Here is a 22,918-nt window from a genome sequence, read left to right as displayed (position 1 = left end):
GTTCGAGCAAGTGTAGCCATAATGCTCCAAAGTTTTCTTTCGAGCATTACTAGTCAATTTATTGCTCCAGCGAGCACCGGGTGGTCTACTCGAGCCACCGCCACCGCTCGCCCGACTTGGAGGTCCGAACGATGACCGTCCGTCCGATCGCCGTCGACGAGCAGGCGTCGAGCTGCTACTTCCGCACCACCGTCGACACCCCCTACCGCAAGGCACTCGTCCAGATCACCGAGCGGTGCAACCTGCGTTGCGCGCACTGCTTCGTCTCCGCCACCAAGCGCGGCAAGGACATGCCGCTGACCGAGGTCGTGAAGAAGGTCGTCCCTCGGCTGGCCGACGCCCGGGTACGCCGGGTGACGCTGACCGGCGGTGAGCCGACCGTTCACCCGGACTTCCTCGGCATCGTGCACGCCTTCCGCAACGCCGGAATCGACGTCGGCATCTGCACCAACGCCACCGAGCTCGACGACAAACTCATCCAGCAGCTCGCCACGGCCGGAGTCCACGTCAACGTCTCGCTCGACGGGTTCGCCGCCGACTCCCACGGCCTGTTCCGCGGCGACCGCGCCTCCTTCGACGTGACCGTGGCCAACGTCCGCAAACTCGCCGCGGCCGGACTCCTGCAAGGACTGCTGTGCACGCCGAACTCCCTTGCCGCCAACGAGGAGTACGTGCAGCTGTGCGCGTTCGCCCGCGAGAACGGCGCCCGCTACGTGCTGCTTAACCCGCTGGGCAGCATGGGCCGCGGCGTAAGGTCCCAGCGGAAACTCGCCAAGTCCACTATGCACATGCAGGAGATCTTCGAGCTGACCGCGCCGTTCGACGGCCCCGACCTCGACATCGCCCACATCCGCTTTCCCAACACCGACGGCAAGCCCCTCGCCGGCTGCGAGGCCGGAACGATCATCTACGTCTTCACTCCGGGCGAGGTCACCGTCTGCCCCTACCTCGTCTTCGCCGCCCGCACCCCGATCTCCCGCCACCCCGACACCGACTTCATCGTCGGCAACATCTTCACCGATCGCGACATCGCCGCCCGCCTCGACGCGTACCGGTTCCACGAGCGGTTCCAGGTCGGCGCAAACCCGACCTGTACGTCCTGCAGCTTCGAACCCCGATGTGGCAAAGGCTGCCCCGCCGCGGTCGTCGCCGCGGGCGGACGCATCGGCGACGTCGACGCCGAGCAGTGCCCCGTCACCGCCGAGACCCGCCGGCTGCTGCCGCTGGACGTCGCGTGAGCGCGCCGCGGCTGCCGGGCAAGCTAGTGACCTTCGAAGGCCCCGGCGGCGTCGGCAAGACGACGATCACTGCGCTGGTCGCCGAGCTCCTCGGAGCGGACGGCGTTCCCGTGCACGCCACCGTCCAGCCGTCGCGCTCCCCGCTGGGTGATCTGGCTCGGCATGGCACCGACACCTACCGCGACATGGCTCTGGCCTGCCTCTGCGCAGCCGACCGTCACCACCAGCTGGCCAGCGAGATCCTCCCGGCCCTAGCCGAAGGCAAGATCGTGCTCTGCGACCGATACGCGGCATCGTCGCTGGTCCTGCAGGGGCTCGACGACATCCCGCTCGATGTCGTCTGGGCACTCAACCACGACGTGTACCGCCCCGACCTCGTGTGCGCGCTCAAAGCTCCACCCGCCGACGTCGAACAGCGGCTCCGCGCCCGCGGCGGACACAGCCGCTTCGAACGCACCCCCGGAAGCAGCTTTCGCGAAACCCTCGGCTACCTGGCGGCCATGACGTTCCTGCGCGACCAGGGCTGGCCCGTCGAGATGATCGAGTGCGCCGACGATCCCCGCGCCACGGCTGGCACCATCGTCGACCTGATCCACCGCACCCTCACGGAGAGCCCGGCATGCCCCTGACCGTTCTCACTCTCAACGTCGGCAACCCCGCCGTCGAACGAGCCCGCCGCCAACGCGACTGGCTCGCCCGCCGCGACGAGGACGTCTTCGTGCTCACCGAGACCGGCTCCGGGCCCGGCACCCAGCTGATCGCCGAGTCCTACCGCGACGCCGGCTGGTCGGTCACCTTCCCCGAACACGCCGACAAGGAACGCGGCGTCATGCTGCTGTCCAGATTCGAGTGCACGGTGGACCCCATCGGCGCGTCGATGTCCTACCTGCCAGCGCGGCTGGCCGGCATCGCGCTGGACACCGACGACGGTCCGATACGCATCCTCGGCGCCTACGTCCCCTCCCGCGACGCCACCGAAGCAAAAACCACCCGCAAACGCGAATGGATCGAGGCCTTCCACCGAGCGTACGAAGCCACCGGGGACGACGCCGCCGTCCTACTGCTGGGTGATCTCAACGTCCTCGAACCCGGGCACGTGCCGCCCCATCCGGGGCAATTCGCACCGTTCGAGACCGCCTTCTACACCGCACTCACCCAACGGCACGGCCTCACCGACCTCTTCAGCGCCCTGCACCCGACCGCCGTCGAGCACAGCTGGGCCCGCCGCGCCGAACTCGGCTACCGCTACGACCACGCCCACGCCTCCACCCCACTTCTCCCCCGGCTCGCCAGCTGCGCCTACGTCCACAACACTCGAGCCGGGAACCCCGCCCTCACGGACCATTCGGGACTCGCCGTCCAGCTGACGCTGACCGCGCTCGCGCCGCTGATAACGTCCGACCCGGCCGCGGACCGCGAGGCAACACTGTTCTAGCCAGGGTGCTCGTGCCGGCCGCCACATCAGCCGCCGAGTACGAGGACCCACCGGATGACCGTCGCCAGCGAACCGACGTTGCGGGTCGGCGCCCGCGTCCTGCTCCTCAACCACGACGACGAAGTGCTGCTCATCCACGCCCGCGACCCCGACAACCCCGATCACCACTGGTGGGAACTCCCCGGCGGCGGCCGGGACCCGGGCGAGGAGCTCGAGGACACCGCCCGCCGGGAGATCGCCGAGGAAACCGGCCTCGTCGTCGACGAGATCGGCCGCAAGCTCTGGACCCGCGAAAGCCGCTTCACCTACCGCGGCCGCGCACACCACCGACTCGACCACGTCTACCTCGCCCGCACCGACCGGGACGCACCGCAGGTCGCGCTCCGCCACACCGCCAACGAACGCGTCGGTCTGATCGAGCGTCGCTGGTGGTCGGCCGCCGCGGTCTCGACCTGCCGCGACAAGCTCCTGCCTGCGGAGCTGCCTGACCTTCTGCGGACGCTCCTCGACGACCGCTTCCCGCTTGTTCCCCTGGCCCTCACCGCATGAGGTCAGCCGGGCCGACGTGGACGCAGCGCTGACCAGGTCGGCGCATAGCGATCCGGGCACGGAACAACTGCGCCACCGGACCGGCCGGCAGCGGCGCCGTCCACCGGTAGGACGGAGCGCGAGCCACGGCGCGCGCCACTAGTGTCCGGCCGAAGCCGAGGCGCCGGAACTCGGCGGCAACGTGGACGTAGTCGAGGGTGGCCGTCCGGCAGCTCGCGCACAGGCTCGCGGTCACCGCGCCGACCTCGGCGCCGTCGAGATGGAGTTCGATCCGACCGGCCAGGGTCCCCGCGGTCGGCGGACAGGCAACCAGGACGAGCCCATCGCCTGGAGCAGGGTCGGGAGCGTGCTGGAGCGTGACGTAGAGGTGGGCCCGCTCGGTGAGGCGCCGGGCCGCGGGATCGCAGCTCTTGCGCGCGGCAGACCTCGCAGAGCGTGCCGTGCAGCCGGTAGCGGTGGCTGCAGGGCTTGAGCTTGTCGTAGGTCAAGATCGAGCCGGTGGCCACGGAGGCACACGACGAACTTGCTCGTAGCCGGGCGGACCGGGATCAGCCCGCCGAACTCGCCGCGCGCACCGGACCGAACAGCGCCGTCGGCCTGGTTGATCACCGAGCACCTCGCGGGAGTCCAGACCGGTTCGAGTGCGGCCGCTTCGACGTGCGGATCATCCGGCGACCTCGGTCAGCGCCCGGCCAGCGGATGCCTCTACCGCAGCGGCTGCACCCTGGGGCCAGGGAGCCGCAGCTCGACGCTACGCGGGCGAACCGCGGCGCCGCGGCCGCGGCTGGTGGCCACGACGTCACGGAACTCCAGGTGACCGAAGCCGTCGTCCGTCAGACCGCGCCACCAGCGTTTCGATACACGCAGTTCGAGGTCAGCGCCAGGCCAGGGACCGGCAGCCACCAGCACCGCGCCCCGGTTGCGGAGCCGGGCGGCGAGCCGGCGCGCCAACTGCGGCTGTACCCCGCGGATGGCCGCCGGGCCGAGGACGACCAGGTCGAACCCGTCGATCAACGCCGACACGACGGCGACCAGCTCTGCTCCGAGGTTGGGAACGAGGGCGAGCCGGTAAAGTTCGACGCCCAGCTCGGCTGCCGCCACCGGGCCGACCTCGGGCATGCCGGTGATCGCCGCCCACGATCCTTCCTGCGTCGCTTCGGCCAGCAAGGCCAAGACCAGGGCGATCGAGCCGCCGACCGACACCGCGCTGCCGCGCCGCAAGCCACCCGGCAGCAGCCTGGCAAGGGCCGCCACCACCGGCAACGAACCAGCGGACGTCGAGGCGTCCACGGTCGGCTCGCCGAGCTCTGCGGCCGTGCGGACGCCGGGGATCGCCGCGAGCCCGGCCACCGCTTCCGGCACCGCCACCACGCACCTCCAGCACACGAAACACGCACGGAGACACCCGCGTGGGAAAGCCGCAAGCGAACCCGAACAGTCATCGAACGCTTGTTCGGATACTGATTGCCGCCCACCTACCGATGTTCTGCAGCATGATCACCCGCGCCCGGCGGGCGTGCCTGACGCCCTGGGGCAGGTGACGCCGGGTGGGAGCCCGGCGCGATAGGCCTGCACGTCGCCGCGGTCATCAGCGTGCCGACGCCCGATCCGTCCCTTCACCAGCACCTTCAGCGTGCCGGGGACGAACGTCCACCCCCCGACGGCGGCTCATCCTCACCCTCGTCCCGCTCGCCGCGTTTGGCGTGTTGAGCCTCGCCACGGTCGTGTTCGTGCGATATCTGCTGCGGGCCTGACGTAGAACACGCCGGCCAGGTCGAGGATGTGCCCCAGCGGCTGTGGCAGGTCTGCGAGATCCAGCTGGCCGCCGTCGCCGGGGTCTTCGTGCTGGCCGGGTTCATCAGCTCGTGGTCTCCTATACCGGGTCTGCCTCCTTCATCGGCGCGCCGGCCAACGCCAGGACGTGGCGGCCGGTGTCGGTGAGCCGGTACATCACCAGCTTCCCGTCGCGGCGCGAGGTCGCCAGTCCGGCCGAGCGCAGCTGCCGCAGGTGATGCGAGACAAGCCCCTGCGACGACCCGACGATCCAGGCGAGGTCGCACACGCACAGCTCGTCGCCGGCCAGCAACGCGTGCGCGATCCGCAGCCGGGTCGGGTCGCCCAGCGCACGCAGCAGCTCCGCGCGCCCACGCAGGGCCTCATCACCGGGCAAGGAGGTCCGCAGCGCCTCGGCGTAGTCCAGGTCGAGGCACAAGAGGTCACACTGGTCGTCACTCACACGAACAATCTAACGCCCGTTGTTATGTTGAACCAATGTGCGGCTCGCCCGGCTCCCGCGGCCGGCCGCGAAGGTTCCACAGGACTCGCCGGAGCCTGTCGAGTTACGGTCGTGCTGTTCGTCATCCTCTTCGACGCAAGCACCACCGCCCGAGCTGGAGGACACGTGCAGTACATGCTGCTGATCTACAACTGCGACCGCCCGGAACCCAGCGATCCGCGCTTCCCCGACGCGCTGGCCAGGGTGAACGCCTTCGCCGACGAATGCCGCCGCCGTGGGGCGTTCGTTGCCGCGCACCCGCTGCAGGGCGAGCACACCGCGACCACCGTCGCCGTGCGCGAGGGCAAGACGCTGATCACCGACGGGCCGTTCCTCGAGACGCACGAGCACCTCGGCGGCGCCTACATCCTCGACTGCCGCGACCTCGACGAGGCCCTGGAGCTGGCCGCGCTGTGCCCGATGGCCGTCGACGGCACGATCGAGGTCCGGCCGTTGGCCGGCGTGCCGGGGCTTAACCACCGGACTACGACCGGCGCATGACCGCGGCGCCCGTCCTGCAGGCGACCTACCGCGAGCACCGGACCCGGATGCTCGCCGCGCTGGTCCGCGTCCTGGGCGACTTCGAACTCGCCGAGGACGCGCTGCAGGACGCCTGTGCGCTGGCCCTGCGCAAGTGGGCTGCCGAGGTGCCGGGCGACCCGGTCGCGTGGCTGCTGACCGCGGCCCGCAACAGCGCGATCGACCGGCTCCGCCGAGCCCGCCGCGGCCAGGAGAAGCTCGCCCTGCTCGACGCCTCGGAGGTGACGACCATGGATCTCGGCGTGGAGAGCCTGGTCGGGCTGGGCGACGAGCGGCTCAGCCTGATCTTCACCTGCTGCCACCCGGCGCTGGCCGAAGAAGCCCGCGTCGCGTTGACGCTGCAGGCGGTGGCCGGGCTGACGGCCGGGCAGATCGCCCGCACTTTCCTGGTCGGCGAAGCGACGCTGGCCCAGCGGCTGGTCCGAGCCAAACGCAAGATCCGCGACGCTGGAATCGGCTTCACGGTCCCGGCCGACCACCTCCTACCCGAGCGACTGACCGGCGTCCTCACCGTGATCTACCTGATCTTCACCCAGGGCTACACCGCGGGCCCGGATCAGCCGGAGTTCCGCGAGCTCCAGCAAGAGGCGATCCGATTGGCCAAGCTCGTCGCCACGCTGATGCCCGACGAACCGGAGGCGCTCGGCCTGGCCGCTCTGCTGCTCTTGCAGGACTCCCGCGCGGCGGCCCGCTACACCCCCGACGGCGACGTCGTCCTGCTCGAAGACCAGGACCGCACGCGTTGGGACCACGCCGAAATCGCCGAAGCGGTCGGACTGTTGGACCGCGCGCTGTGCCTGGGCGAGCCCGGGCCGTACCAGCTACAGGCGGCCATCGCCGTCCTGCACACCCAGGCCCCGACGGACTGGGCCGGGATCGCCGGCCTCTATGACCAGTTGCTCGTCACCAGTCCTTCGCCTGTGGTCGCGCTGAACCACGCCGTCGCCGTCGCCATGGCCACGACACCGGCCGACGGGCTGGTCCTCATTGACCGGATCGAGGGCCTCGACCGCTACCACCTGCTGCATGCCGCCCGCGCGGACCTTCTGCGCCGCCTCGGTCGCACCGTCGAAGCAGCGGCGGCGTACCGGCGTGCCCACGACCTCGCCACCAAACCCGCCGACCGACGCTACCTCGTCGGCCGGCTGCACGCTTTGGAGTCCACATGAGACTGTCCGTTCTCGACCACGGCCACCGCCGCCGCGCCAAGGTCTTCTTCGCACTCACGTCGAAGACCTCGGGCGTGGCCACGCCCGACATCGTCAAGATGCTGCTCTATCGGCCCGGGCTCTTCGCCCGGCCACTGCTGCAGCTGACCGCCGAGGCGATGCGCGGCCCGTCCTATTGGACCGCCGCCGAGCGCGAATACCTCGCCATGTCCACCGCGGAGGTGCACGAGTGCCCGTTCTGCGCGGTCACCCACGCCGAGCTCGTCCGGCTCGCCGGCACCGGCGAGATCGATCCGGACGACCCCGGCACGACACGTCCCGAGCTGAAGGCCGTCGCCGCGTTCCTGGAGAACGTCAGCCAGGACCCCGGCCACGTCGACGCCGCCGTGGTGGCCGACTTGCCCCGGCAGGCCGTCCACGAGGCCCTGCGGGTGGACCTCGTGTGGAACATCGTCAACCGGCTCGCCAACGCGTTCGGCTTCGTCCTGCGCGACGGCCAGCTGGAAACCGGCACCCGGTCCCTGCACCGGTTCGGCTACCGCTTCCCCGGCTTCCTGATCGCCGACGGCCGCTACACCGACCTCGGCGACGTCGCGCAGAACCTGCGCCACGCCGTCCTGGAGGCATCGGGCGAGACGGACAGACCGACCCGCACGGCCGCCCTGGACGGCGACGAGCTGCCGGAACCATTGCAGTCCTACGCGGCGAAGGTGCGCGACGCCTCCTACAAGATCACCGACGCAGACGTCGACGAGCTCAAGGCGGCCGGCTACAGCGAAGACGCGATCTTCGAGATGACCGCCGCCGCGGCGATCGGAGCGGCGCTGCGCAGCTACGACGCCGGACGGCAAGCTATCAAGAACTGATCTGCCAGACCGTGTCGAGCCGGGTCCCGGCCGTTCGTCCTCGGGTGAGGAACTGCTCAGGATCGAAAGGAACGACCATGCCCGGACAGGTCAACTGGATCGAGATCCCCGCCGCCGACACCGCTAAGGCCCGCACCTTCTTTGGCGGCCTGTTCGACTGGGGCACCAGCGAGTTCGGCGGCGACTACCACGTCATCGACAACGGCCCGGCCGGCGCGATCACGGCCACCGAGGACGGCTTTACCCACCCCCGGGTGTACTTCGCCACCGAGGACATCGACGCCTCGGTCAAGCGGCTGCACAAACTCGGAGGCCGCAGCGAGGACGTCCAGACCGTCCCCGGGGTAGGCCGGATCGCCCACTGCCACGACGACCAGGGCACGCCGTTCAGCCTGTACGAGGCCGCCCCGCAGAACTGAGTCCGGCGGCCGCCCAGTGGTGCCCCGCGGTGGGGCGCCACTGCGGTTCGCGGCTTACTCCTCGCCAGCTGCGCGCCGACGCAGGTGATCGACGTAGTCCGCGCGCAGCACGCGGCTGCAGCGTGGGCGTTTGCCCGCGTTGATGTCCTGGACATACTGGCCCAAGCGCTGCGGGTTCTTGCCGGACCAGCCGTTCGCCAGCGCCCAGCCCTCCATCGCTTCGCCGTCCATGGCGATGCCGGCATCCCGGAGGGCGAGCAGAGTGCTCACGGCCTGGTCCTTCTCGAAGCCCGCCGAGATGGTGTTGTTGTGGTTGACCGTCAGGGTGAGGCTCTTCAGGGCCTCGACGACGACCGGATCGAGCTCCGGCGTCAGGTTCTCCCACGCCGTTCCGTCACCGAGGACCACCGGATGGACAGCCGACACCCACGGCCTGATGGCGTCTTCGTTCCACGCGATGACGCACAACGCCCGGATGCGATGGCCACCGGCTTGCGTCAGCTGACCGATGTCCGGCATGTCCGCCCACGCCATCAGCACCGGCCCGGCATTGTGGACGTAGCCGCCGCCTCTGCCGGTCACGTGCTCCACATTGCTGTGCCGCGCGACGAGCCGCTCGAGCTGCGAGCAGTTGCGGAGGTTCGACTTCAGGTGGGTCCACACCGTGAGGGTGTCGCCGTCCTCCATGTGTTCACAGCACCAGTCGATGGCCGCGTCCAGGCCCGCATCGTCGTAACTGGCGACAGCCATCGGATAGTCGACGTCACGATCGAACATCTCTGCCCCTTTGAAGCCTTTAGGGAGAAAGTCGCCCAAGACCCCGTCTCGTCACTGTGACATGCATCACGTTGAAGTCCGTACTTAGGTACAGGCTTAGCGTGGTGGCGTCATCCGGAGACGAAAGGTGCAGGACATGACAGCTGAACCGGCAAGGCCCTTCCTCCGAGGCAGCTGGACCCCGGTCGACGCCTGCACGCTGCCGACAGCGGACCAGCCCAGGCGCCTGGCTGAGTTCGACGGGCTGTTCGGCACGTCGTTGAGCTCCCTCCGCCGCGAGCACCCGCAGTGGCTGCGCCTGCGGCTGGCGGGCGGCGTGGACGTCGAAACTGCTGCCCGGGACCTGACCGCGCGTGAGGCGGAGTGCTGCTCGTTTTTCGACTTCCGGGTCAGCCGTGAAGATGCCGAGGTCATCGTGGACGTCCGGGTTCCGCCGGACAAGGCCGTCGTGCTCGATGGGTTGGTGGCTCAGGCCGAGGCGGCGCTCGCGTGATCCGTGAGGAGGCGATGGGTAATGAGGTCGAGTGAGCTGGCCGCGGCGGCCGGCGTGAACGTGCAGACCTTGCGCTACTACGAGCGTCGCGGCCTCCTGCCTGAACCGGGCCGCTCGCCCGGCGGGTACCGCGACTACGGCGAGGACGCCTTGGCGCTGCTGCGGATCGTCAAAGCGGCCCAGCGGCTGGGATTCACTCTGGACGAGGTCGCCGAGCTCATCGACACCGGCCGTCGCCGGCATCCGACCCCGGATCTCCAGGACCGCGCGCGGAACAAGCTGGCCGAGTTCGAAGGCCGGATCGCGGACCTGAACCGCATCCGCGACGGCCTCCGGCAGGTCATCGACGCACAGTGCACCAGCTTGACGCGCTGTACGTGCCCCGAGGACTCGCTGCCGTACCTCGCGCTGGCGGGGCGCTCCCTCGACACCGACCGGCGCCCGGCCGGCCGTCTGGACACAGCGCCCCGGCCGCCGCAGCGAACACCGCATACTTATCGGGCGAGAGATTGATGACGCCGTTCGAGACGACGCACTCCACCGGCTCATCCATTACGGTGAATTCTCAGTGTGGCCGGCACAGAACTCGGCGTTGACCAGGCCGCCCTCGACGGCCAGCCGACTCGCCTCGGCCAGCTGGACCGGCGTCATGTCGACGCCGATCACGTGGATGGCCGGCCCGGCAGCGAGCGCGGCAAGGACGCTGCCGATGATGGAGCCGAGGTCGAGCACGGTCTCGCCCAGCCGGGCGCCGGGTGCCGACGCGTTCCGCGTCCTCGAGCCTCGTGGACGGGCTGATGACGGCTGGCCAGAACCTCGCTTCCGATCCACGCAGCTCACCAGCAGCACGAACGCCGGTCGACGTGGCGGTGCTGCGCCCAGACGCGCGGCGCAGCACCACGGTCGGATCAGCCTCGGCAACCGCGTGGAAGCTGACCGCAGACGGCGATGACCGCATCGGCGATGGCCTGCTGGCCCGGTTTCGTCGGGTGCGCCGCGTTCCAGGTCCCGTCGAACACCCAGGTGGATTTGGTGCACATTTCGTGGCCGCTGAACGCCGAGGAAATGTCCACGGTCTTCACGTAGGCGCGGCCGGTTGCCGCGGCACCGATGGTGCTGTTCAAGGTTTTTTGGAGGAAGTCCGCCTTCGCCCGGATCGACGTACGCCACTTGCCTCCCTGCTTGCTGAAGCGCAGGTCGCGGCAGATGAAACTGCTTCCGGCCAGGTCGGCGTCAGCGCCCGGGATAATCTGGTAGTAGTCGAGAAGAAGGATCTGAGCTGCGGGAGCGGCGTCGTGGACGGCGTCGAGGGTCTTGGTGAGGCCGTCCTTCAGCGACTTCAGCTCGGTGGCGAACTTCTGCGTGACGACGTAGTTGCCCTTGCGGTCCTGATCGACGCAGTTCTCGACGTGCATGAACGGGTTCGCCGGGGCGCTGAGGAGTGACGCGAGGCAGGCGGCGAAGTCGACGTCGTCCGCGCCGGCCTGCAGCGTCACCAGCGAGGGCGGGTGGTTCTTCAAGTCGGCGGCGAGAACTTCATTGGGACTCACTGCCTTCTGCAACGGGACCGGCACGCCCTTCGGGTAGCGGCAGTCGGCGTCTTTGCCGGTCCACTTGTTGTCGATGGACGGTGCTCCGCTGACGGCGAGCTGGTCACCGGTCAGGGTGCAGCCGTCCTTGCGAATCGTGAAGTTGTAGCCGAGCGACTTCGCCAGCAGGCTGGGGTAGGCGTCGGGCGAGGGCGGCTGGTCCGGAGCGAGCGCGCCCTGACGGTCCTTGCCGGGGTTGGCCAGTCCGTGTCCGTACGGAACCGAGTCACCGAGTGCCACGTAGCGTTGCGGCGTGGAGGGCTGTCCGCCGAAGCCGCACGTTCCCGGAACGAGGTCGAAGGCGTTGAGCGTGTTGTCGTAGGCGTCTTTGGACCAGATCGCTGCCTGCCCGCTGGCCGCGAAGGTGACGTCGTCGCATTCCATGTCCTCCAGGCGTGCCGGGTAGGTGCCGAAGAGGGTGGTCGATGCCAGGTCTTTCGTGGCGACGTAGATCTGGGAGCACCCGTTGTTGCTCAGCAGCAGCTTGGCGCCGCCGACCGCGATCCCGGAGTTCCCGCAGCCGCCGAGCTTCCCGGTGATGTCCGTGCTCGAGATGAGCGTCCCGCTGCTCGTGTAGTGCTGCACCGTGGAAGCAGCGTCGTCGCTGGACCAGATCGTGTCGTCGGTCCCGTCGTAGGCGAGCCCGTCGACGCATCCCTGGCTGGTGAAAGCAAACGTCTCGGTTTGGGCAGCCAGGTCGGCGAGGTACACGTCGGCGTCGCTGTTGCACACCCACAGCTTTCTGCGACCACGGTCCCAGGCCATCGCTCGCAGGTCGCTCGCCCCGGCGATCGTGTAGGTGTTCAGAAGCGCGCCGTCGGCCGGGCTCACACCCCAGATCTGGTTCTGATTCCAGCAGTCGAGCAGCAGTTGCTTGCCGTCGAACGCCAGCCCGGTTCCCACGCTGCAGCTCGGGCTCTGCGCAGTGACAGTCCGGATGATCGAACCATTGTCAGCGCGTGCCGCGCCTGGCCCCACGGCCAGGAACATAAGCGTGGCCATCGCGGCTGACGTAGCAGCGGCACCAAAACGCCGCCATGCCCCTTTGTGGCGTCCGTTCGCGGTTGACCGCTCAACGGAGCCACCCGTTCGTTTCTTTCTCAGCATCGAATACTCCTCGGCCATCGAACTTCCGCCGGATGAGACAATCACCAGAAACGTTCACAGTGGCCGTCTTGTTACGAATGGCTAGGAGTTAACAAAGCTGGACGATTTTGCGTTTGGGGCTGTTCTTCGATCTGGGCTTATTCATGGTGGAGGGGCACTCGCGCGATCGCGGGTGCCCCTCCTGTGGCTCGTCAGCGGAGACTGACGCTGGTGGTGTAGGTGTCTTGGTCGTTGGCGATCGACGCGTTCGGCGCGCCGGCCTGGCAGGTGCGCGGCGGGGTGCCGGGCGTGCTCGTGCCGGGGCATAGGAACAGGTCCGGCGGGCGGGTGTCCGACCAGACCGGGTAGGCGGTGCGGGCAGTGACGGCGATTCCGGCGTAGTCACCGTAGAAGGTGCCGGTGAACTGCGTTGGCGGCGGCATGCTGCTCGACGTCGCCCGGGTGTGGGTGACTCCGGCCGTCACCGTGATGTCGGAGAAGCCGGTGGTCTCGTCGGAGCCGTACTGGCGGTCGTAGTAGCTGACCGCGAAGGTGCCGTCCGGGCTGAACGCGGCGCCCTGCCAGAACTGGTCGGTCCGAGCTTGCCCGGGCGCGGTGGTGACCACCGGCAACTGCCGGACATCGGTCGTGCCGCCGGCGAATGACGCGCCGGCGTTCGTCGAGGCCGACAGGACGATGTCGTTGTTGCAGGTGCCGTTCTTCACGCCGGTGTAGGTGTTGATGCCGGTGGCCGGGTTGAACCCGGTCGGCGTGCAGCCGGTGGTCTCGTTGGAGTTCCGGTTGAGGTACGAGCCGTAGGTGACGAGGATCCGGCGCGGGTTGCGCGGGTCGACGCCGCCGATCGGGTAGTTGCTCGCCCGGAAGATCGAGTTCGCCGACGGTCCCTTTTCCGGCACGCAAGCCCGGCCGGGGTCCTGACCGTTCTGGTAGGTCGCGCAGTCGGGCAGCTCGTGGTAGTTGCCGACCAGCACCGGGGTGGAGAAGCTCTGCCCGCCGTCGGCGGAGCGGGCCAGCAGCACCTGGTTGTGGTTGTCCGCCGCGTTCGCGGCGGCGTTGTTGAAGTTGTTGAACACCACGTATAGCGCGCCGTCCGGGCCGACGAACGGCTGCGAGTCCTGGTTCTGGTTGCACCGGCCGCGCGAGGTCGGGAAGCCGAGCGGGTTGGCGCACAACGCGGTATCCGCGCTGACCAGCACCGGCGCGGAGAACGTCTCGCCGTAGTCGGCGGAGTAAGCCTCGTAGATGTAGCCGGTGCCGTCGTCGGCGAAGGTCGTCCAGGACACGTAGACGCGGTCGCGGAACGGGCTGCGCGGGTTGCTGTCGACGGTCAGCAGTTGCTTGTCCAGCAAGAAGTTCCCGACGCCGGCGGTGTCGTCGTGGGTGGCGACGGGACGGCCGGGGAAGTTCCAGGACGCGCCGTTGGTGCCGGTCGAGCGGAACACCAGGAACGCGCTGGACTGGTCCGGGTTCGGGGACACGGCGTTGCCGCGGTTGAACACCTGGCACGACAGGTAGGCGTTTCCGCGGGAGTCCCAGGCCACCGACGTGTCGCCGCCGGACTGCCAGTACTCCCGGGGCGCGCCGCCGAAGTCGGTGCCGCGGCTGAAGCCGTTCGGCGTGGTCGCGTCGGCCCAGGTCCGGGCGCCGTCGAGGGAGTAGTTGACGCCGCAGGTGCCGTCGCCGCGGCGGTAGTCGTTGTAGGTGGCGATGACGTGGTCGGGGTGGTTCGGGTCGGCGGCGGCCCAGGTCTCGTTCTGCGCCTGGGCCCGGCCCTGCAGGTCCGGGTCGGTGAGGTTGAGGCAGTTCTGGTTGACCTTGACGTTGGCGCCGAAGCGGTTCGCGCACGGTGCGGCGGCCGAGGGCGTGGCCCGGTTCGGGGCCAGCGCTCTGGCGGCGTTCGCCGGGTCTTCGCCGTTGAGGACCGTGGACAACAGGCCGGAGACGTGGCGCTGCTGCACGGGGTTGAGCTGGTGGTAACCGAACGGCTGGGCAGTGGCCGGGGCCACGGCGAACACGCCGAGCGCGGCCGTACTCAGAATCGTCACACTGATTGCGGAAATGGTGCGGGGACGCGACACGAGCGTGCTCCCTATAGTTGACCGGGTGTCCGGTGCGCGGCCAGCCACACGGAGACACCCGCGCCTTGGCCGCCGCCCGGATCGTCGCCAGGCGAGGTCGATCCGTTACCGATGTGTCGACTGTCCATACCGGACTAGGTAAGCGCACGGCCAACTCGTCGCCCATTCAGCCGCCGTCGAATGGCCTGGATCGTTCGAGAGCTCACGTCGTTGAAATATTTGTGACGCGTCAGCAATTGCGCGAATTCGCCCATAATTGTCCATTCGGGACAGTTGATCAGCCGGGTCCTCCACATGGCGGATTTACCGCAGCGCATTCGAGTGGCTGGATCAACAACCGCCATGGCCCGCAGCGGCGAACCCGCTGCCCGCCTCACTGCCTCACCTCAACGGAGAAGGTGAACGCGCCATGCCGCTTTCCCGAAGAATGCTCACCGCCGCCCTGCTGCCGGCCGTCGTGGTCGGCGGCCTGCTGGTCGGCGCGACGTCCGCGTCCGCGAACGTCGCCGTGACCCAGGTCAGCACCGATCCGTTCACCGACGCGCAAGCCCAGCACCGAACCGAGGTCGAGCCGGACACGTTCGCGTTCGGCTCGACGATCGTCTCGGCCTTCCAGGTCGGGCGTGTGTCCGGCGGCGGGTCGTCCGACGTCGGGTTCGCCACCTCCACCGACGGCGGCGCCACCTGGACCCAGGGCTTCCTGCCCGGCACCACCGCCAACACCGGCGGTCCCTGCGGCCAGATCAGCGACGCCGCCGTCGCCTTCGACGCCAAGCACAACGTCTGGCTGATCTCTTCACTCGGCGTCAACTGCCCCACCGGCGAGCCGGTCCTCACCAGCCGCTCCACCGACGGCGGCAAGACCTTCGGCAACCCCGTCACGACGGCGACGGGGTCGCTGGACAAGAACTGGATCGTCTGCGACAACACCGCGACCAGCCCGTTCTTCGGCAGCTGCTACACCGAATACGACATCACCAGCTCCGGTGACTCGCTCCGCATGAAGACGTCCACCGACGGCGGCCTCACGTGGGGGCCGGCCCGCGCCCCGTCGGGCACGCACACCGGGCTCGGCGGTCAGCCGGTGGTACAGCCCAACGGCACCGTCGTGGTCCCCTACCTGTCGCTCAACGACCAGATCCGCAGCTTCCGCTCCACCAACGGCGGCGCGAGCTGGACGTCGACCACCCAGGTCGCCTCGATCAGCCACCACGACGCGGCCGGGGGCCTGCGCGAAGAAGCCCTGCCCAGCGCAGAAATCGACAGCACCGGCACCGTCTACGTCGCCTGGTCGGACTGCCGCTTCCGTTCCGGCTGCCCCGGCAACGACATCGTGCTGAGCAAGTCTGCCAACGGCACCACCTGGTCCTCACCGACGCGCATCCCGATCGACGCCACCACCAGCACCGTCGACCACTTCGTCCCCGGTATCGGCGTCGACCCCTCCACCGCTGGCTCGAGCGCCCGGATCGGCCTGACGTACTACTTCTACCCGAACGCGTCCTGCACGGCGGCGACCTGCCAGCTCGACGTCGGGTTCATCTCCTCGACCAATGGCGGCACCAGCTGGGGAACCGCGACCCAGGTGGCCGGGCCGATGAGCCTGTCGTGGATCCCGAACACCTCCCAGGGCCGCATGTTCGGCGATTACATCTCCACCTCGGTCCGACCTGGCGGCAACGCCTTCCCGGTCGTGCCGATCGCCGCGCCACCGAGCGGATCCTCCTTCACCATGGGCATGTTCACGCCCACCGGCGGCCTGCCGATCACCGGCGGCGCCCGTCGAGCGGTGGAGACCCCGACACGGCAAACTGCGGCGACGAACTCCGTCCTGACCGCTTTCTGATCGCAGTGTGCCTGGCCCTGCGCCCCGCCGCAGGAAAGCGGCAAGGGCGCAGGGTCTCAGGCCGGCACAGCCCGGGAAGCGCGGAGCCCTGGAGCGCAACCGCGAACGCCGGCATCGCGGCCGAGCTCGTCCGTGCTGGCGTTCTCCGCACCTGAGGCAGATACTTCGGTGGTGGACAGGAGGGCCGTTCACCAGGAGATGGAGCGGACGCGCAGGAGCTTCCACAAGCTGCTCGACGCGGCGAGTGAGAGCGACCTTGGGCGCGCCAGCGCCGGCACGCGGTGGAACAACCGTCAGCTGCTGTTCCACATGCTGCTCGGCTACCTGATCATCCGCGCGTTGCTGCGGCTCGTTCGGACGTTCGACCGATTGCCCGACGCAGCGAGCCGCGGGTACGCCCGGTTGCTCAACGCAAGCACCGTGCCGTTCGATGCGGTGAACTTCGCCGGCTCGTGGCTCGGCGGGACACTCATGCCGCGTTCCTGGATGCTGACGCTGTTCGACCGGACGATCGCGGCGTTGCACCGTCGGCTGGACGGCGAGAACGATCTCGAACTCGCCCGCGGCATGCACTACCCGACCCGGTGGGACCCGTTCTTCCACGACTACATGACCTTGGCCGACGTGTACCGGTTCCCTGCCCAGCACTTCGACTTCCACCGCGCCCAGCTGACCTTGCCCCTCGACTAGGGAGATGTTGAGTCAGCCTGAAGTTGCCGAGCTCAGCAACCTGATCACAGAGATCACGACGATCCAGGCACCGATGATGGTCACCGCGACGACCGCGGCGAACTCGAGCCCTCCGAGAACCCGAGCGTCCGAGGTGAGCAAGCTGGGAAACCTCGCCCACCAATAGAAGGCGAGAATGAGCAGGACCGCCACAACACGGCCGAGCAAGGCCGGTCTCGATGCTCCGTTGGCGTCGCTCGACGCGATGTCCGAGCGGGCGGCTTGCTGGAACTTCTTCGCGCTCGCTTCGAAGGCTGTGTTCGTGCCGCCCTGGATTTTCCACGCCTCATAGGACTCGACGACCGTGCCGTACAGGTCGCTCGTCGTCTTGACTCCGACGATTTCGATGTGGGCCAGTGCTTCCAGCATCTTGTCGCGCAGCTTGCGATGATCTTCAGGCGTGTCGCAGCGGGGAATGCGTGCCAAGCAGGCGAAGCCGCGCGCGTAGGCGTCGCGCATGAGTTCTTGGCTTTTTGCTCGTCTAGCTTGGTAAGAGGTAACAATGGGCGTCACCAAGGTGCCCGTGAAGCCGACGCCCGCACCGACGAGCGCCGCGATCGCTGCGTCCACCGTCACTCCCCTCCGTCACAGGATTGGTGACGGTTAGTCGCAGATCAAGTTGCCGGTGTTTCACGGAGCTACGGAGATCCACTCGAAAGTGCCGCATCCGCACAGCGGCGGGCGCCCTGTAGCCGCATTCGCGGAGACCTGCGAGCGCAGCATCGATTGACACCGATTGATTGCGACATTCGTTGCTATGCAATGGTTCCGACAGTCTCTAGTGTGGATCGACGCGTGTCGATGAAGTCGCGCGCTGTGTCCGTTTCGTCTTCTGGGGGTAGGTCCTTATGGACGATTTCACCGGTCTGTCACGCAGAGGTTTTATCCAAGGTGCCGTCATCAGCGGCGCCTCCCTGTTCGTCAACCCGGCCCTCGCCGCCGCGGGTCCTGCGGTCGCCGCAGTGCCGGACGCCCGGAACGGCGGCCCGGCCGGCGGGGAGCTGAGCTTCACCACCGACTCGGCCGCCCTCCACCCGGACACCGTCGTCTCGACGGCCTGCCAGTTCTGCAACTCGAACTGCCGGCTCAAGGTCGGCATCCGGGCCGGGCGGGTCATCAGCGTCTCCGGGGATCCGGACGACCCGGTCCAGGCCGGGAACTTCTGCGTGAAGGCGTCGATGATGCCGGAGCTGGCCTACAGCCCGCTGCGGCTGACCACGCCCCTGCGCCGCGTCTCCGGAACCAAGGGCTCGAAGAACTCGAAGTTCGAGCCGATCTCCTGGGACGACGCCCTCGACCTCATCGCCGACCGGCTCCTGCAGTTGCGCGACAGCGGGCAGGTGAAGTCGATCGCCAACCGCACCACCGGACGGCTCCCCCGGGGCACCGGCTCGCTGGTCGCGCGCCTGTTCGCGCTGCTGGGGAGCCCGAACAACACCGACGTCGGCCCGGTCTGCAACGACGCCGGCGGCAACGCCCTCGCCGCGACCTTCGGGCTCGGGAACTTCACCAACGGCTACGGCGTCGATGGCGCCACCGGTCGGGAGGACCTCGGCGCCGCGAAGTACTTCCTGTTCCTCGGGACGAACCAGGCCGAGACCCACCCGGTCACCTTCGACTACCTGCTCCGGTCCAGGAAGAAGACCCACGCGAAACTCGTCGTCGTCGACCCGCGCCGGACGCCGACCGGAGCGGCCGCCGACACCTGGGTCGCGCCGAAGCCGCACACCGACTTCGCGCTCGTGCTCGGCATGCTGCAGCACATCATCGCCCGGAACCTCCACGACAAGGCGTTCGTGCAGCGCTGGGTGCTCGGGTTCGCCGAGCTGCGCGACCACCTCAACCGCTCCGGCTACACCCCGGATTGGGCCGCCGGCGTCACCGGGGTGCCGGCCGCGACGATCCGGCAGCTCGCCGAGGACTACGCCACGGCCAAGCCCGCCGCGATCTTCTGCAACGCCGGCATCTCCCACCAGCTCGGCGCCTTCGACACCTACCGCGTCCTGACCTTCCTGGCCGCGGTCACCGGCAACATCGGCGTCCCGGGCGGCGGCTGCAACTTCATGCACAACACCTGGCCCGGCGACCTGCGCCTGCCCGAGCTGACGGTCAGCACACCGCCGCTGGAGCAGGCGCTGCCCGTCGGGCCGGACTACTTCGCCGAGTCCGTCCTCACCGGCCGCCCGTACCCGCTGAAGGCCGTCATCACCGAGGGCAACCCGCTCATCTCGTCCGCGAACACCAACAAGGTCCGCGAGGCGTTCAAGAAGCTGGACTTCTACGTCTACACCGGCCTGTTCATGGAGGAAGCCGCCTACTACGCCGACGTCATCCTGCCGGTCACCAGCGGCCTGGAGCTCGACGGTGTCTACATGCGACGCGACGACCGCGCGATCCGCTGGCAGCACGCCGCCGTGCCGCGGGTTGGGCAGTCCAAACCGGACTGGGAGATCTGGATCGACCTCGCCCACGCCTTCGGCCGCCGCGACCGGAAGAAGCCCGCGAGCTACTGGACCGACGCCTTCCCGGAGCAGTGGAAGGACTACTCCACGCTGTGGGCGGAGTTCGTGAAGCACACCCCGGCGATGGGCGGGATGACGCAGCAGCGGATGGACGCCCGCGCCGAGCCGCTGCGCTGGCCGTGCCCGAGCACGTCGCACCCCGGCGTGAGCACGCTCTACCTCGATCACCCGTCCTGGTACGAGGCGGCAGCCGCACTCGGCGCGCCCGGCAAGCGGTTCCTCACCCCCAGCGGGAACGTCGAGATCTTCACCCCGGAACTGGACCGCAAGCTCGCCGCGGCCGGCCACCGGGCGCTGCCGGTCTTCTACACCCACCCCGAGGTCACCGGCGCGAACCCGACGATCGCCTACGAGCCCGGGTTCGTCACCAACCCGGTCAACCCGCAGGCGGTGACGCACAAGGTGCGCCTCGGCGTCCCGGGCTCCGACGCGGTACACCGGGACTTCCCGCTGATGGGCATGACCGGGCGGCCGAGCGTCGTGCACTTCGCGAGCGTGACGCACTGGACACCGACCGGCGAGCAGCTCAACGGGATCCGCCTGGTCCAGGTGCACCCCGACACCGCGCGGCGGTTCGGGATCGGCGACCGCGACACCGTCGTGGTGGAGAGCCCGCGAGGGAAGGTGACCGGGACGGCGTTGTTCTGGCCGGCGATCCGGCCGGACACGATCTTCGTGCCCAACACCTTCGGCCCGGCCCAGCAGGTCGGGGACCAGTTCGGCGACCCGCGCTACGAGGCCGCCAACGGGCTGGTCGACGACGCGTTCTACGACAACCTGTCCGGCCAGCAGGCGTACAAGTGCTTCGCCTGCCGGATCAAGAAGGGCTGAGCTGGGAGGCGCGGCGCCGTTCGAGCAGGACGGTGTCGCGCCACCGGCCGTCGAGCTCGCCGATGCGCTCGCGGATGCCCACCGTGCGGAATCCGGCGCCGTGGTGCAGGGCGACGCTGTTGCGGTTCTCCGGGAAGATCGACGTCTGCAGCGTCCACAGCTCGCCCTCATCGGCCGCGGCGACCAGGTGGTGCATGAGCGCCTTACCGACGCCGCGGCCGCGGAACTTCTCCCCCACGTACACCGAGGTCTCCGCGACCCCGGCGTAGCAGTCGCGTGTGGACACCGCCGCCGCGGCGGCCCAGCCCGCGACCTGGCCGTCGACCTCGGCGATCCAGCGGTGGCCGCGCAGCCACTTGGCCTCCAGCTCGGGGCGCGGCGGGACCTCGGTTTCGAAGGTCGCGTCGCCGGTGGCGATGCCCTCGCCGTAGATGCGCCGCACGGCCGGCCAGTCCTTGACGCGCAGCGGCCGGATGGTCACGTCCGTGGCGAGGTCGCCGGGCTCGGCGGGCTTGGGCGCGAGCAGACCCATGACGACGTCGGCGGCGTGCGGGAGGCTCACCGCGCAGGAGGCGTTGACCGACACGAGGGTGGCGGTGCCGACCTTTCGCAGCCGCACGAAACCGACGTCGGCAAGCTTGCGGACGTGGTGGGAGCAGTTGGACTGGCTGATCGCCATCTGCTCGGTGATCTCCCCGATGGTGACGGCCTTGCCCGCGGCCGCGACGGCGTGCAGGATCCGCACCCGCGTGGTGTCGGCGAGGCACGCGAACCATTCGGCGTAGATCGCGGCGTCCTCGACGGGCAGCAGCGCAGCGTCCGGCGCGGTCGTCGTCATGCCCCTGATTGTGCCTCACCCGGATGAGGGATCGACAGCCGTCGATGGTTCAGGTGCCGTGCAGCTCGACGAGCTCCTCAGCGGCGGCCAGGTCGGCGACCACCTGGGCGTGATCGTCGCCGACGGCGATGACGTGCCCGTAGCGGGCGAGGTAGGCCCGCGGCGGGAGGGCGAGCTTGGTGCCGGGGCCGGCGGTGCCGAGGGCCTCGTGGACAGTGGGCCCGAACCGCTCGGGGTGCACGGTGGTGGCGGTGACCTCGCAGTCGTGAGCCGGGTAGAGAAAGCGGATCGCCGCGGTCCGGCGCAGCACGCGACGAGAGCTCGGCGGGCGGCCGACGGCCACCTGACCAGCGGCGACGACCGGGTCGGTGCCACCGGCAAGGATGCCGAGCCGCGGGATGAAGTCACCGCCGAGGCGGGCGTTGATCTCGACCAGGCGCGGGCCGCGCGGAGTCAGCTTGAACTCGGTGTGGGTGGCGCCGTGAGTGAAGCCGATGCCCTTGTGGACCTGGTCGAGCTGGTCGAGCAGCGCGGCGTCGTCGAACAGCGGGTCGTCCGCGTCGACGACGTGGCCGGTCTCCTCGAAGAACGGCTCGAAGCCGGTCTCCTTGCGGGCGATCACCAGAGGGTGGCAGACGCCGTGGTCGACGACGGCGTCGACGCTGATCTCCGGCCCGGTGAGCAGCTCCTCGACCAGCACGTCCGACTCGTAGCGCGGGACGCCGGGCCAGGACGCTCCGGCGGCCGCGGTGAACGCCTCGGCGACCTGCTCGGCGGTGTCGGCGCGCAGGACGCCGAGGCTGCCGGCCAGGCCGCGGGCCTTGACCACGACCGGGTAGCCGATGTCCTCGGCCGCGGCGACGGCGTCCTCGGCGGAGGCGACCGGCCGGGACGCGGGCTGCGGCACCCCGGCCTCGACGAGCGCAGCGCGGGTCGCGGCCTTGTCCCGGCACGCCTGGACGGCTTCGGGTGGGCTACCCGGCAGCCCGGCCTCTTGCGCGAAAGCGGCGACCGCGGTGACCAGCGATTCGTCGTAGGTCAGCACCCCGTCGGGCCGGAAATCGAGCTTGCCCGCGGCCTCAGCAAGAGCAGCGGGGTCGCGGGTGTCGACGACGGTGACGCCGTCGACGTGGGCGGTCTGCCAGGTCGGTTCGACCGAGTCGAGCAGCCACAGCCGGAAGTGCGGCCGCAGCGCGGCGAGGATGTATTCGCGGTAGCGGCGGTCCCCGCTGCCGACCAGCAACAGCGCCGGGTGGTCGGTCACGACGTCCTTTCCAGCGGAATCGGGTCGTTGCCGTCGCGGGTGGCCAGCAGGCCGAGGACGACGTTGGCGGCGGTGGGCAGGCCGACTTCGCAGCTGTGGTTGATCGCGTAGAGGATGCTGGTCCCGGCTCGGCGGCGGGTGACGAACCGGACCTGGGACAAGATCTTCAGGTGGTGCGAGACCGTGGGCTGGGCGATGCCGAGGTGGTCCACGATCGCGCCGACGGGAACCGGGTCGGTCTGCTGGGCCAGGAAGTGCACGATCATGACCCGGTTCGCGTCCGACAGCGCGTGGAACCAGCGGGCGTAGGACTCGGCGGTCTCCCGCTCCAGCTTGTGCTCGCTCACTTGTCC

General features: G+C 69.2%; 24 protein-coding genes. 13 read left to right on the top strand and 11 right to left on the bottom strand.

What is annotated here, in order from left to right; all coding sequences use genetic code 11:
* Positions 1 to 131 precede the first annotated feature (131 nt).
* Genes ABZW17_RS03115 through ABZW17_RS03100 form a run of 4 tightly spaced genes read left to right on the top strand, consistent with a single transcriptional unit; the run spans position 132 to position 3,222 of the window.
* Positions 132 to 1,238 (top strand): radical SAM protein, encoded by a 1,107-nt coding sequence (locus ABZW17_RS03115; protein WP_354809074.1) that lies wholly within the window; start codon positions 132 to 134, stop codon positions 1,236 to 1,238.
* Positions 1,235 to 1,867, top strand: coding sequence for a dTMP kinase (tmk, locus tag ABZW17_RS03110; protein ID WP_354809072.1), 633 nt, complete (start codon positions 1,235 to 1,237; stop codon positions 1,865 to 1,867). Before ABZW17_RS03115 ends, tmk begins: the two co-directional genes overlap by 4 nt.
* Positions 1,858 to 2,673 (top strand): endonuclease/exonuclease/phosphatase family protein, encoded by an 816-nt coding sequence (locus ABZW17_RS03105; RefSeq protein ID WP_354809070.1) that lies wholly within the window; start codon positions 1,858 to 1,860, stop codon positions 2,671 to 2,673. Before tmk ends, ABZW17_RS03105 begins: the two co-directional genes overlap by 10 nt.
* A gap of 54 nt (positions 2,674 to 2,727) precedes the next feature.
* Positions 2,728 to 3,222, top strand: a complete 495-nt coding sequence (locus ABZW17_RS03100; protein ID WP_354809068.1) for an NUDIX domain-containing protein — start codon at positions 2,728 to 2,730, stop codon at positions 3,220 to 3,222.
* Here the strand turns inward: ABZW17_RS03100 and ABZW17_RS03095 are convergent.
* The 3 genes from ABZW17_RS03095 to ABZW17_RS03085 form a co-directional block, all read right to left on the bottom strand.
* On the bottom strand, positions 3,212 to 3,457 hold the full coding sequence (locus ABZW17_RS03095) for a hypothetical protein (protein ID WP_354809066.1): 246 nt from the start codon (positions 3,455 to 3,457) through the stop codon (positions 3,212 to 3,214). The genes ABZW17_RS03100 and ABZW17_RS03095 overlap by 11 nt on opposite strands.
* Positions 3,458 to 3,927: 470 nt before the next feature.
* Positions 3,928 to 4,590 carry a hypothetical protein gene (locus ABZW17_RS03090; RefSeq protein ID WP_354809064.1) on the bottom strand — a complete coding sequence of 221 codons (663 nt, stop codon included), beginning with the start codon at positions 4,588 to 4,590 and terminating at the stop codon, positions 3,928 to 3,930.
* A 505-nt stretch (positions 4,591 to 5,095) separates the two neighbouring features.
* Positions 5,096 to 5,458: a metalloregulator ArsR/SmtB family transcription factor gene (locus ABZW17_RS03085; RefSeq protein ID WP_354809062.1), complete on the bottom strand. Its 363-nt coding sequence runs from the start codon at positions 5,456 to 5,458 to the stop codon at positions 5,096 to 5,098.
* Positions 5,459 to 5,623: 165 nt separating this feature from the next.
* Here ABZW17_RS03085 and ABZW17_RS03080 point away from each other — a divergent pair, with 165 nt between their 5' ends.
* From ABZW17_RS03080 to ABZW17_RS03065, 4 genes are all read left to right on the top strand, one after another.
* On the top strand, positions 5,624 to 5,998 hold the full coding sequence (locus tag ABZW17_RS03080; RefSeq protein WP_354809304.1) for a YciI family protein: 375 nt from the start codon (positions 5,624 to 5,626) through the stop codon (positions 5,996 to 5,998).
* Positions 5,995 to 7,206: a DUF6596 domain-containing protein gene (locus tag ABZW17_RS03075; RefSeq protein WP_354809060.1), complete on the top strand. Its 1,212-nt coding sequence runs from the start codon at positions 5,995 to 5,997 to the stop codon at positions 7,204 to 7,206. The genes ABZW17_RS03080 and ABZW17_RS03075 overlap by 4 nt, the downstream gene beginning before the upstream one ends.
* Positions 7,203 to 8,072: a hypothetical protein gene (locus tag ABZW17_RS03070; RefSeq protein WP_354809058.1), complete on the top strand. Its 870-nt coding sequence runs from the start codon at positions 7,203 to 7,205 to the stop codon at positions 8,070 to 8,072. Before ABZW17_RS03075 ends, ABZW17_RS03070 begins: the two co-directional genes overlap by 4 nt.
* A gap of 77 nt (positions 8,073 to 8,149) precedes the next feature.
* A complete protein-coding gene (locus ABZW17_RS03065; protein WP_354809057.1) occupies positions 8,150 to 8,491 on the top strand; it encodes a VOC family protein in 342 nt (113 codons plus the stop codon).
* Positions 8,492 to 8,545: 54 nt separating this feature from the next.
* On the opposite strand, the gene ABZW17_RS03060 is transcribed toward ABZW17_RS03065, so the two are convergent.
* Entirely contained in the window at positions 8,546 to 9,268 is a 723-nt protein-coding gene (locus tag ABZW17_RS03060; RefSeq protein WP_354809055.1) for a hypothetical protein, read from the bottom strand.
* Between the two features lie 136 nt (positions 9,269 to 9,404).
* Here ABZW17_RS03060 and ABZW17_RS03055 point away from each other — a divergent pair, with 136 nt between their 5' ends.
* Complete coding sequence (locus ABZW17_RS03055; protein WP_354809053.1) at positions 9,405 to 9,761, top strand: hypothetical protein; 357 nt, start codon at positions 9,405 to 9,407, stop codon at positions 9,759 to 9,761.
* 21 nt (positions 9,762 to 9,782) lie between these two features.
* The gene (locus ABZW17_RS03050) at positions 9,783 to 10,274 is read left to right on the top strand and encodes a MerR family transcriptional regulator (protein ID WP_354809051.1); all 492 of its coding nucleotides are present in this window, start codon (positions 9,783 to 9,785) and stop codon (positions 10,272 to 10,274) included.
* Between the two features lie 39 nt (positions 10,275 to 10,313).
* Here ABZW17_RS03050 and ABZW17_RS03045 read toward each other — a convergent pair whose 3' ends face one another.
* From ABZW17_RS03045 to ABZW17_RS03035, 3 genes are all read right to left on the bottom strand, one after another.
* Positions 10,314 to 10,493: a methyltransferase domain-containing protein gene (locus ABZW17_RS03045; protein WP_354809049.1), complete on the bottom strand. Its 180-nt coding sequence runs from the start codon at positions 10,491 to 10,493 to the stop codon at positions 10,314 to 10,316.
* Positions 10,494 to 10,669: 176 nt separating this feature from the next.
* A complete protein-coding gene (locus ABZW17_RS03040) occupies positions 10,670 to 12,475 on the bottom strand; it encodes an SGNH/GDSL hydrolase family protein (protein WP_354809047.1) in 1,806 nt (601 codons plus the stop codon).
* A 173-nt stretch (positions 12,476 to 12,648) separates the two neighbouring features.
* A complete protein-coding gene (locus ABZW17_RS03035) occupies positions 12,649 to 14,502 on the bottom strand; it encodes an exo-alpha-sialidase (RefSeq protein ID WP_354809045.1) in 1,854 nt (617 codons plus the stop codon).
* Between the two features lie 442 nt (positions 14,503 to 14,944).
* On the opposite strand from ABZW17_RS03035, the gene ABZW17_RS03030 reads away from it, so the two are divergent.
* Positions 14,945 to 16,381: a sialidase family protein gene (locus tag ABZW17_RS03030; RefSeq protein ID WP_354809043.1), complete on the top strand. Its 1,437-nt coding sequence runs from the start codon at positions 14,945 to 14,947 to the stop codon at positions 16,379 to 16,381.
* 171 nt (positions 16,382 to 16,552) lie between these two features.
* Complete coding sequence (locus ABZW17_RS03025) at positions 16,553 to 17,071, top strand: DinB family protein (protein WP_354809041.1); 519 nt, start codon at positions 16,553 to 16,555, stop codon at positions 17,069 to 17,071.
* Between the two features lie 12 nt (positions 17,072 to 17,083).
* Here ABZW17_RS03025 and ABZW17_RS03020 read toward each other — a convergent pair whose 3' ends face one another.
* The gene (locus tag ABZW17_RS03020; protein WP_354809039.1) at positions 17,084 to 17,680 is read right to left on the bottom strand and encodes a hypothetical protein; all 597 of its coding nucleotides are present in this window, start codon (positions 17,678 to 17,680) and stop codon (positions 17,084 to 17,086) included.
* 392 nt (positions 17,681 to 18,072) lie between these two features.
* Here ABZW17_RS03020 and ABZW17_RS03015 point away from each other — a divergent pair, with 392 nt between their 5' ends.
* Positions 18,073 to 20,463, top strand: a complete 2,391-nt coding sequence (locus tag ABZW17_RS03015; protein WP_354809037.1) for a molybdopterin-dependent oxidoreductase — start codon at positions 18,073 to 18,075, stop codon at positions 20,461 to 20,463.
* On the opposite strand, the gene ABZW17_RS03010 is transcribed toward ABZW17_RS03015, so the two are convergent.
* The 3 genes from ABZW17_RS03010 to ABZW17_RS03000 are packed head-to-tail and all read right to left on the bottom strand — an operon-like array spanning position 20,450 to position 22,912.
* Positions 20,450 to 21,301 (bottom strand): metalloregulator ArsR/SmtB family transcription factor, encoded by an 852-nt coding sequence (locus ABZW17_RS03010; RefSeq protein WP_354809035.1) that lies wholly within the window; start codon positions 21,299 to 21,301, stop codon positions 20,450 to 20,452. The genes ABZW17_RS03015 and ABZW17_RS03010 overlap by 14 nt on opposite strands.
* Before the next feature lie 49 nt (positions 21,302 to 21,350).
* Complete coding sequence (locus ABZW17_RS03005; protein WP_354809033.1) at positions 21,351 to 22,565, bottom strand: ATP-grasp domain-containing protein; 1,215 nt, start codon at positions 22,563 to 22,565, stop codon at positions 21,351 to 21,353.
* Positions 22,562 to 22,912 (bottom strand): metalloregulator ArsR/SmtB family transcription factor, encoded by a 351-nt coding sequence (locus tag ABZW17_RS03000; protein ID WP_354809031.1) that lies wholly within the window; start codon positions 22,910 to 22,912, stop codon positions 22,562 to 22,564. The genes ABZW17_RS03005 and ABZW17_RS03000 overlap by 4 nt, the downstream gene beginning before the upstream one ends.
* Positions 22,913 to 22,918 lie beyond the last annotated feature (6 nt).

The sequence above is a fragment of the Amycolatopsis sp. NPDC004625 genome (assembly GCF_040609695.1).
GTDB lineage: Bacteria > Actinomycetota > Actinomycetes > Mycobacteriales > Pseudonocardiaceae > Amycolatopsis.
This window is presented reverse-complemented; position numbering and strand designations above follow the sequence as displayed.

Bases quoted from the DNA above. Each gene is read 5' to 3' on its own strand.
- ABZW17_RS03115 (WP_354809074.1), top strand. From the start codon at position 132: ATGACCGTCCGTCCGATCGCCGTCGACGAGCAGGCGTCGAGCTGCTAC.
- ABZW17_RS03105 (WP_354809070.1), top strand. From the start codon at position 1,858: ATGCCCCTGACCGTTCTCACTCTCAACGTCGGCAACCCCGCCGTCGAA.
- ABZW17_RS03100 (WP_354809068.1), top strand. From the start codon at position 2,728: ATGACCGTCGCCAGCGAACCGACGTTGCGGGTCGGCGCCCGCGTCCTG.
- ABZW17_RS03075 (WP_354809060.1), top strand. From the start codon at position 5,995: ATGACCGCGGCGCCCGTCCTGCAGGCGACCTACCGCGAGCACCGGACC.
- ABZW17_RS03070 (WP_354809058.1), top strand. From the start codon at position 7,203: ATGAGACTGTCCGTTCTCGACCACGGCCACCGCCGCCGCGCCAAGGTC.
- ABZW17_RS03065 (WP_354809057.1), top strand. From the start codon at position 8,150: ATGCCCGGACAGGTCAACTGGATCGAGATCCCCGCCGCCGACACCGCT.
- ABZW17_RS03060 (WP_354809055.1), bottom strand. From the start codon at position 9,268: ATGTTCGATCGTGACGTCGACTATCCGATGGCTGTCGCCAGTTACGAC.
- ABZW17_RS03055 (WP_354809053.1), top strand. From the start codon at position 9,405: ATGACAGCTGAACCGGCAAGGCCCTTCCTCCGAGGCAGCTGGACCCCG.
- ABZW17_RS03050 (WP_354809051.1), top strand. From the start codon at position 9,783: ATGAGGTCGAGTGAGCTGGCCGCGGCGGCCGGCGTGAACGTGCAGACC.
- ABZW17_RS03040 (WP_354809047.1), bottom strand. From the start codon at position 12,475: ATGGCCGAGGAGTATTCGATGCTGAGAAAGAAACGAACGGGTGGCTCC.
- ABZW17_RS03030 (WP_354809043.1), top strand. From the start codon at position 14,945: ATGCCGCTTTCCCGAAGAATGCTCACCGCCGCCCTGCTGCCGGCCGTC.
- ABZW17_RS03010 (WP_354809035.1), bottom strand. From the start codon at position 21,301: ATGACGACGACCGCGCCGGACGCTGCGCTGCTGCCCGTCGAGGACGCC.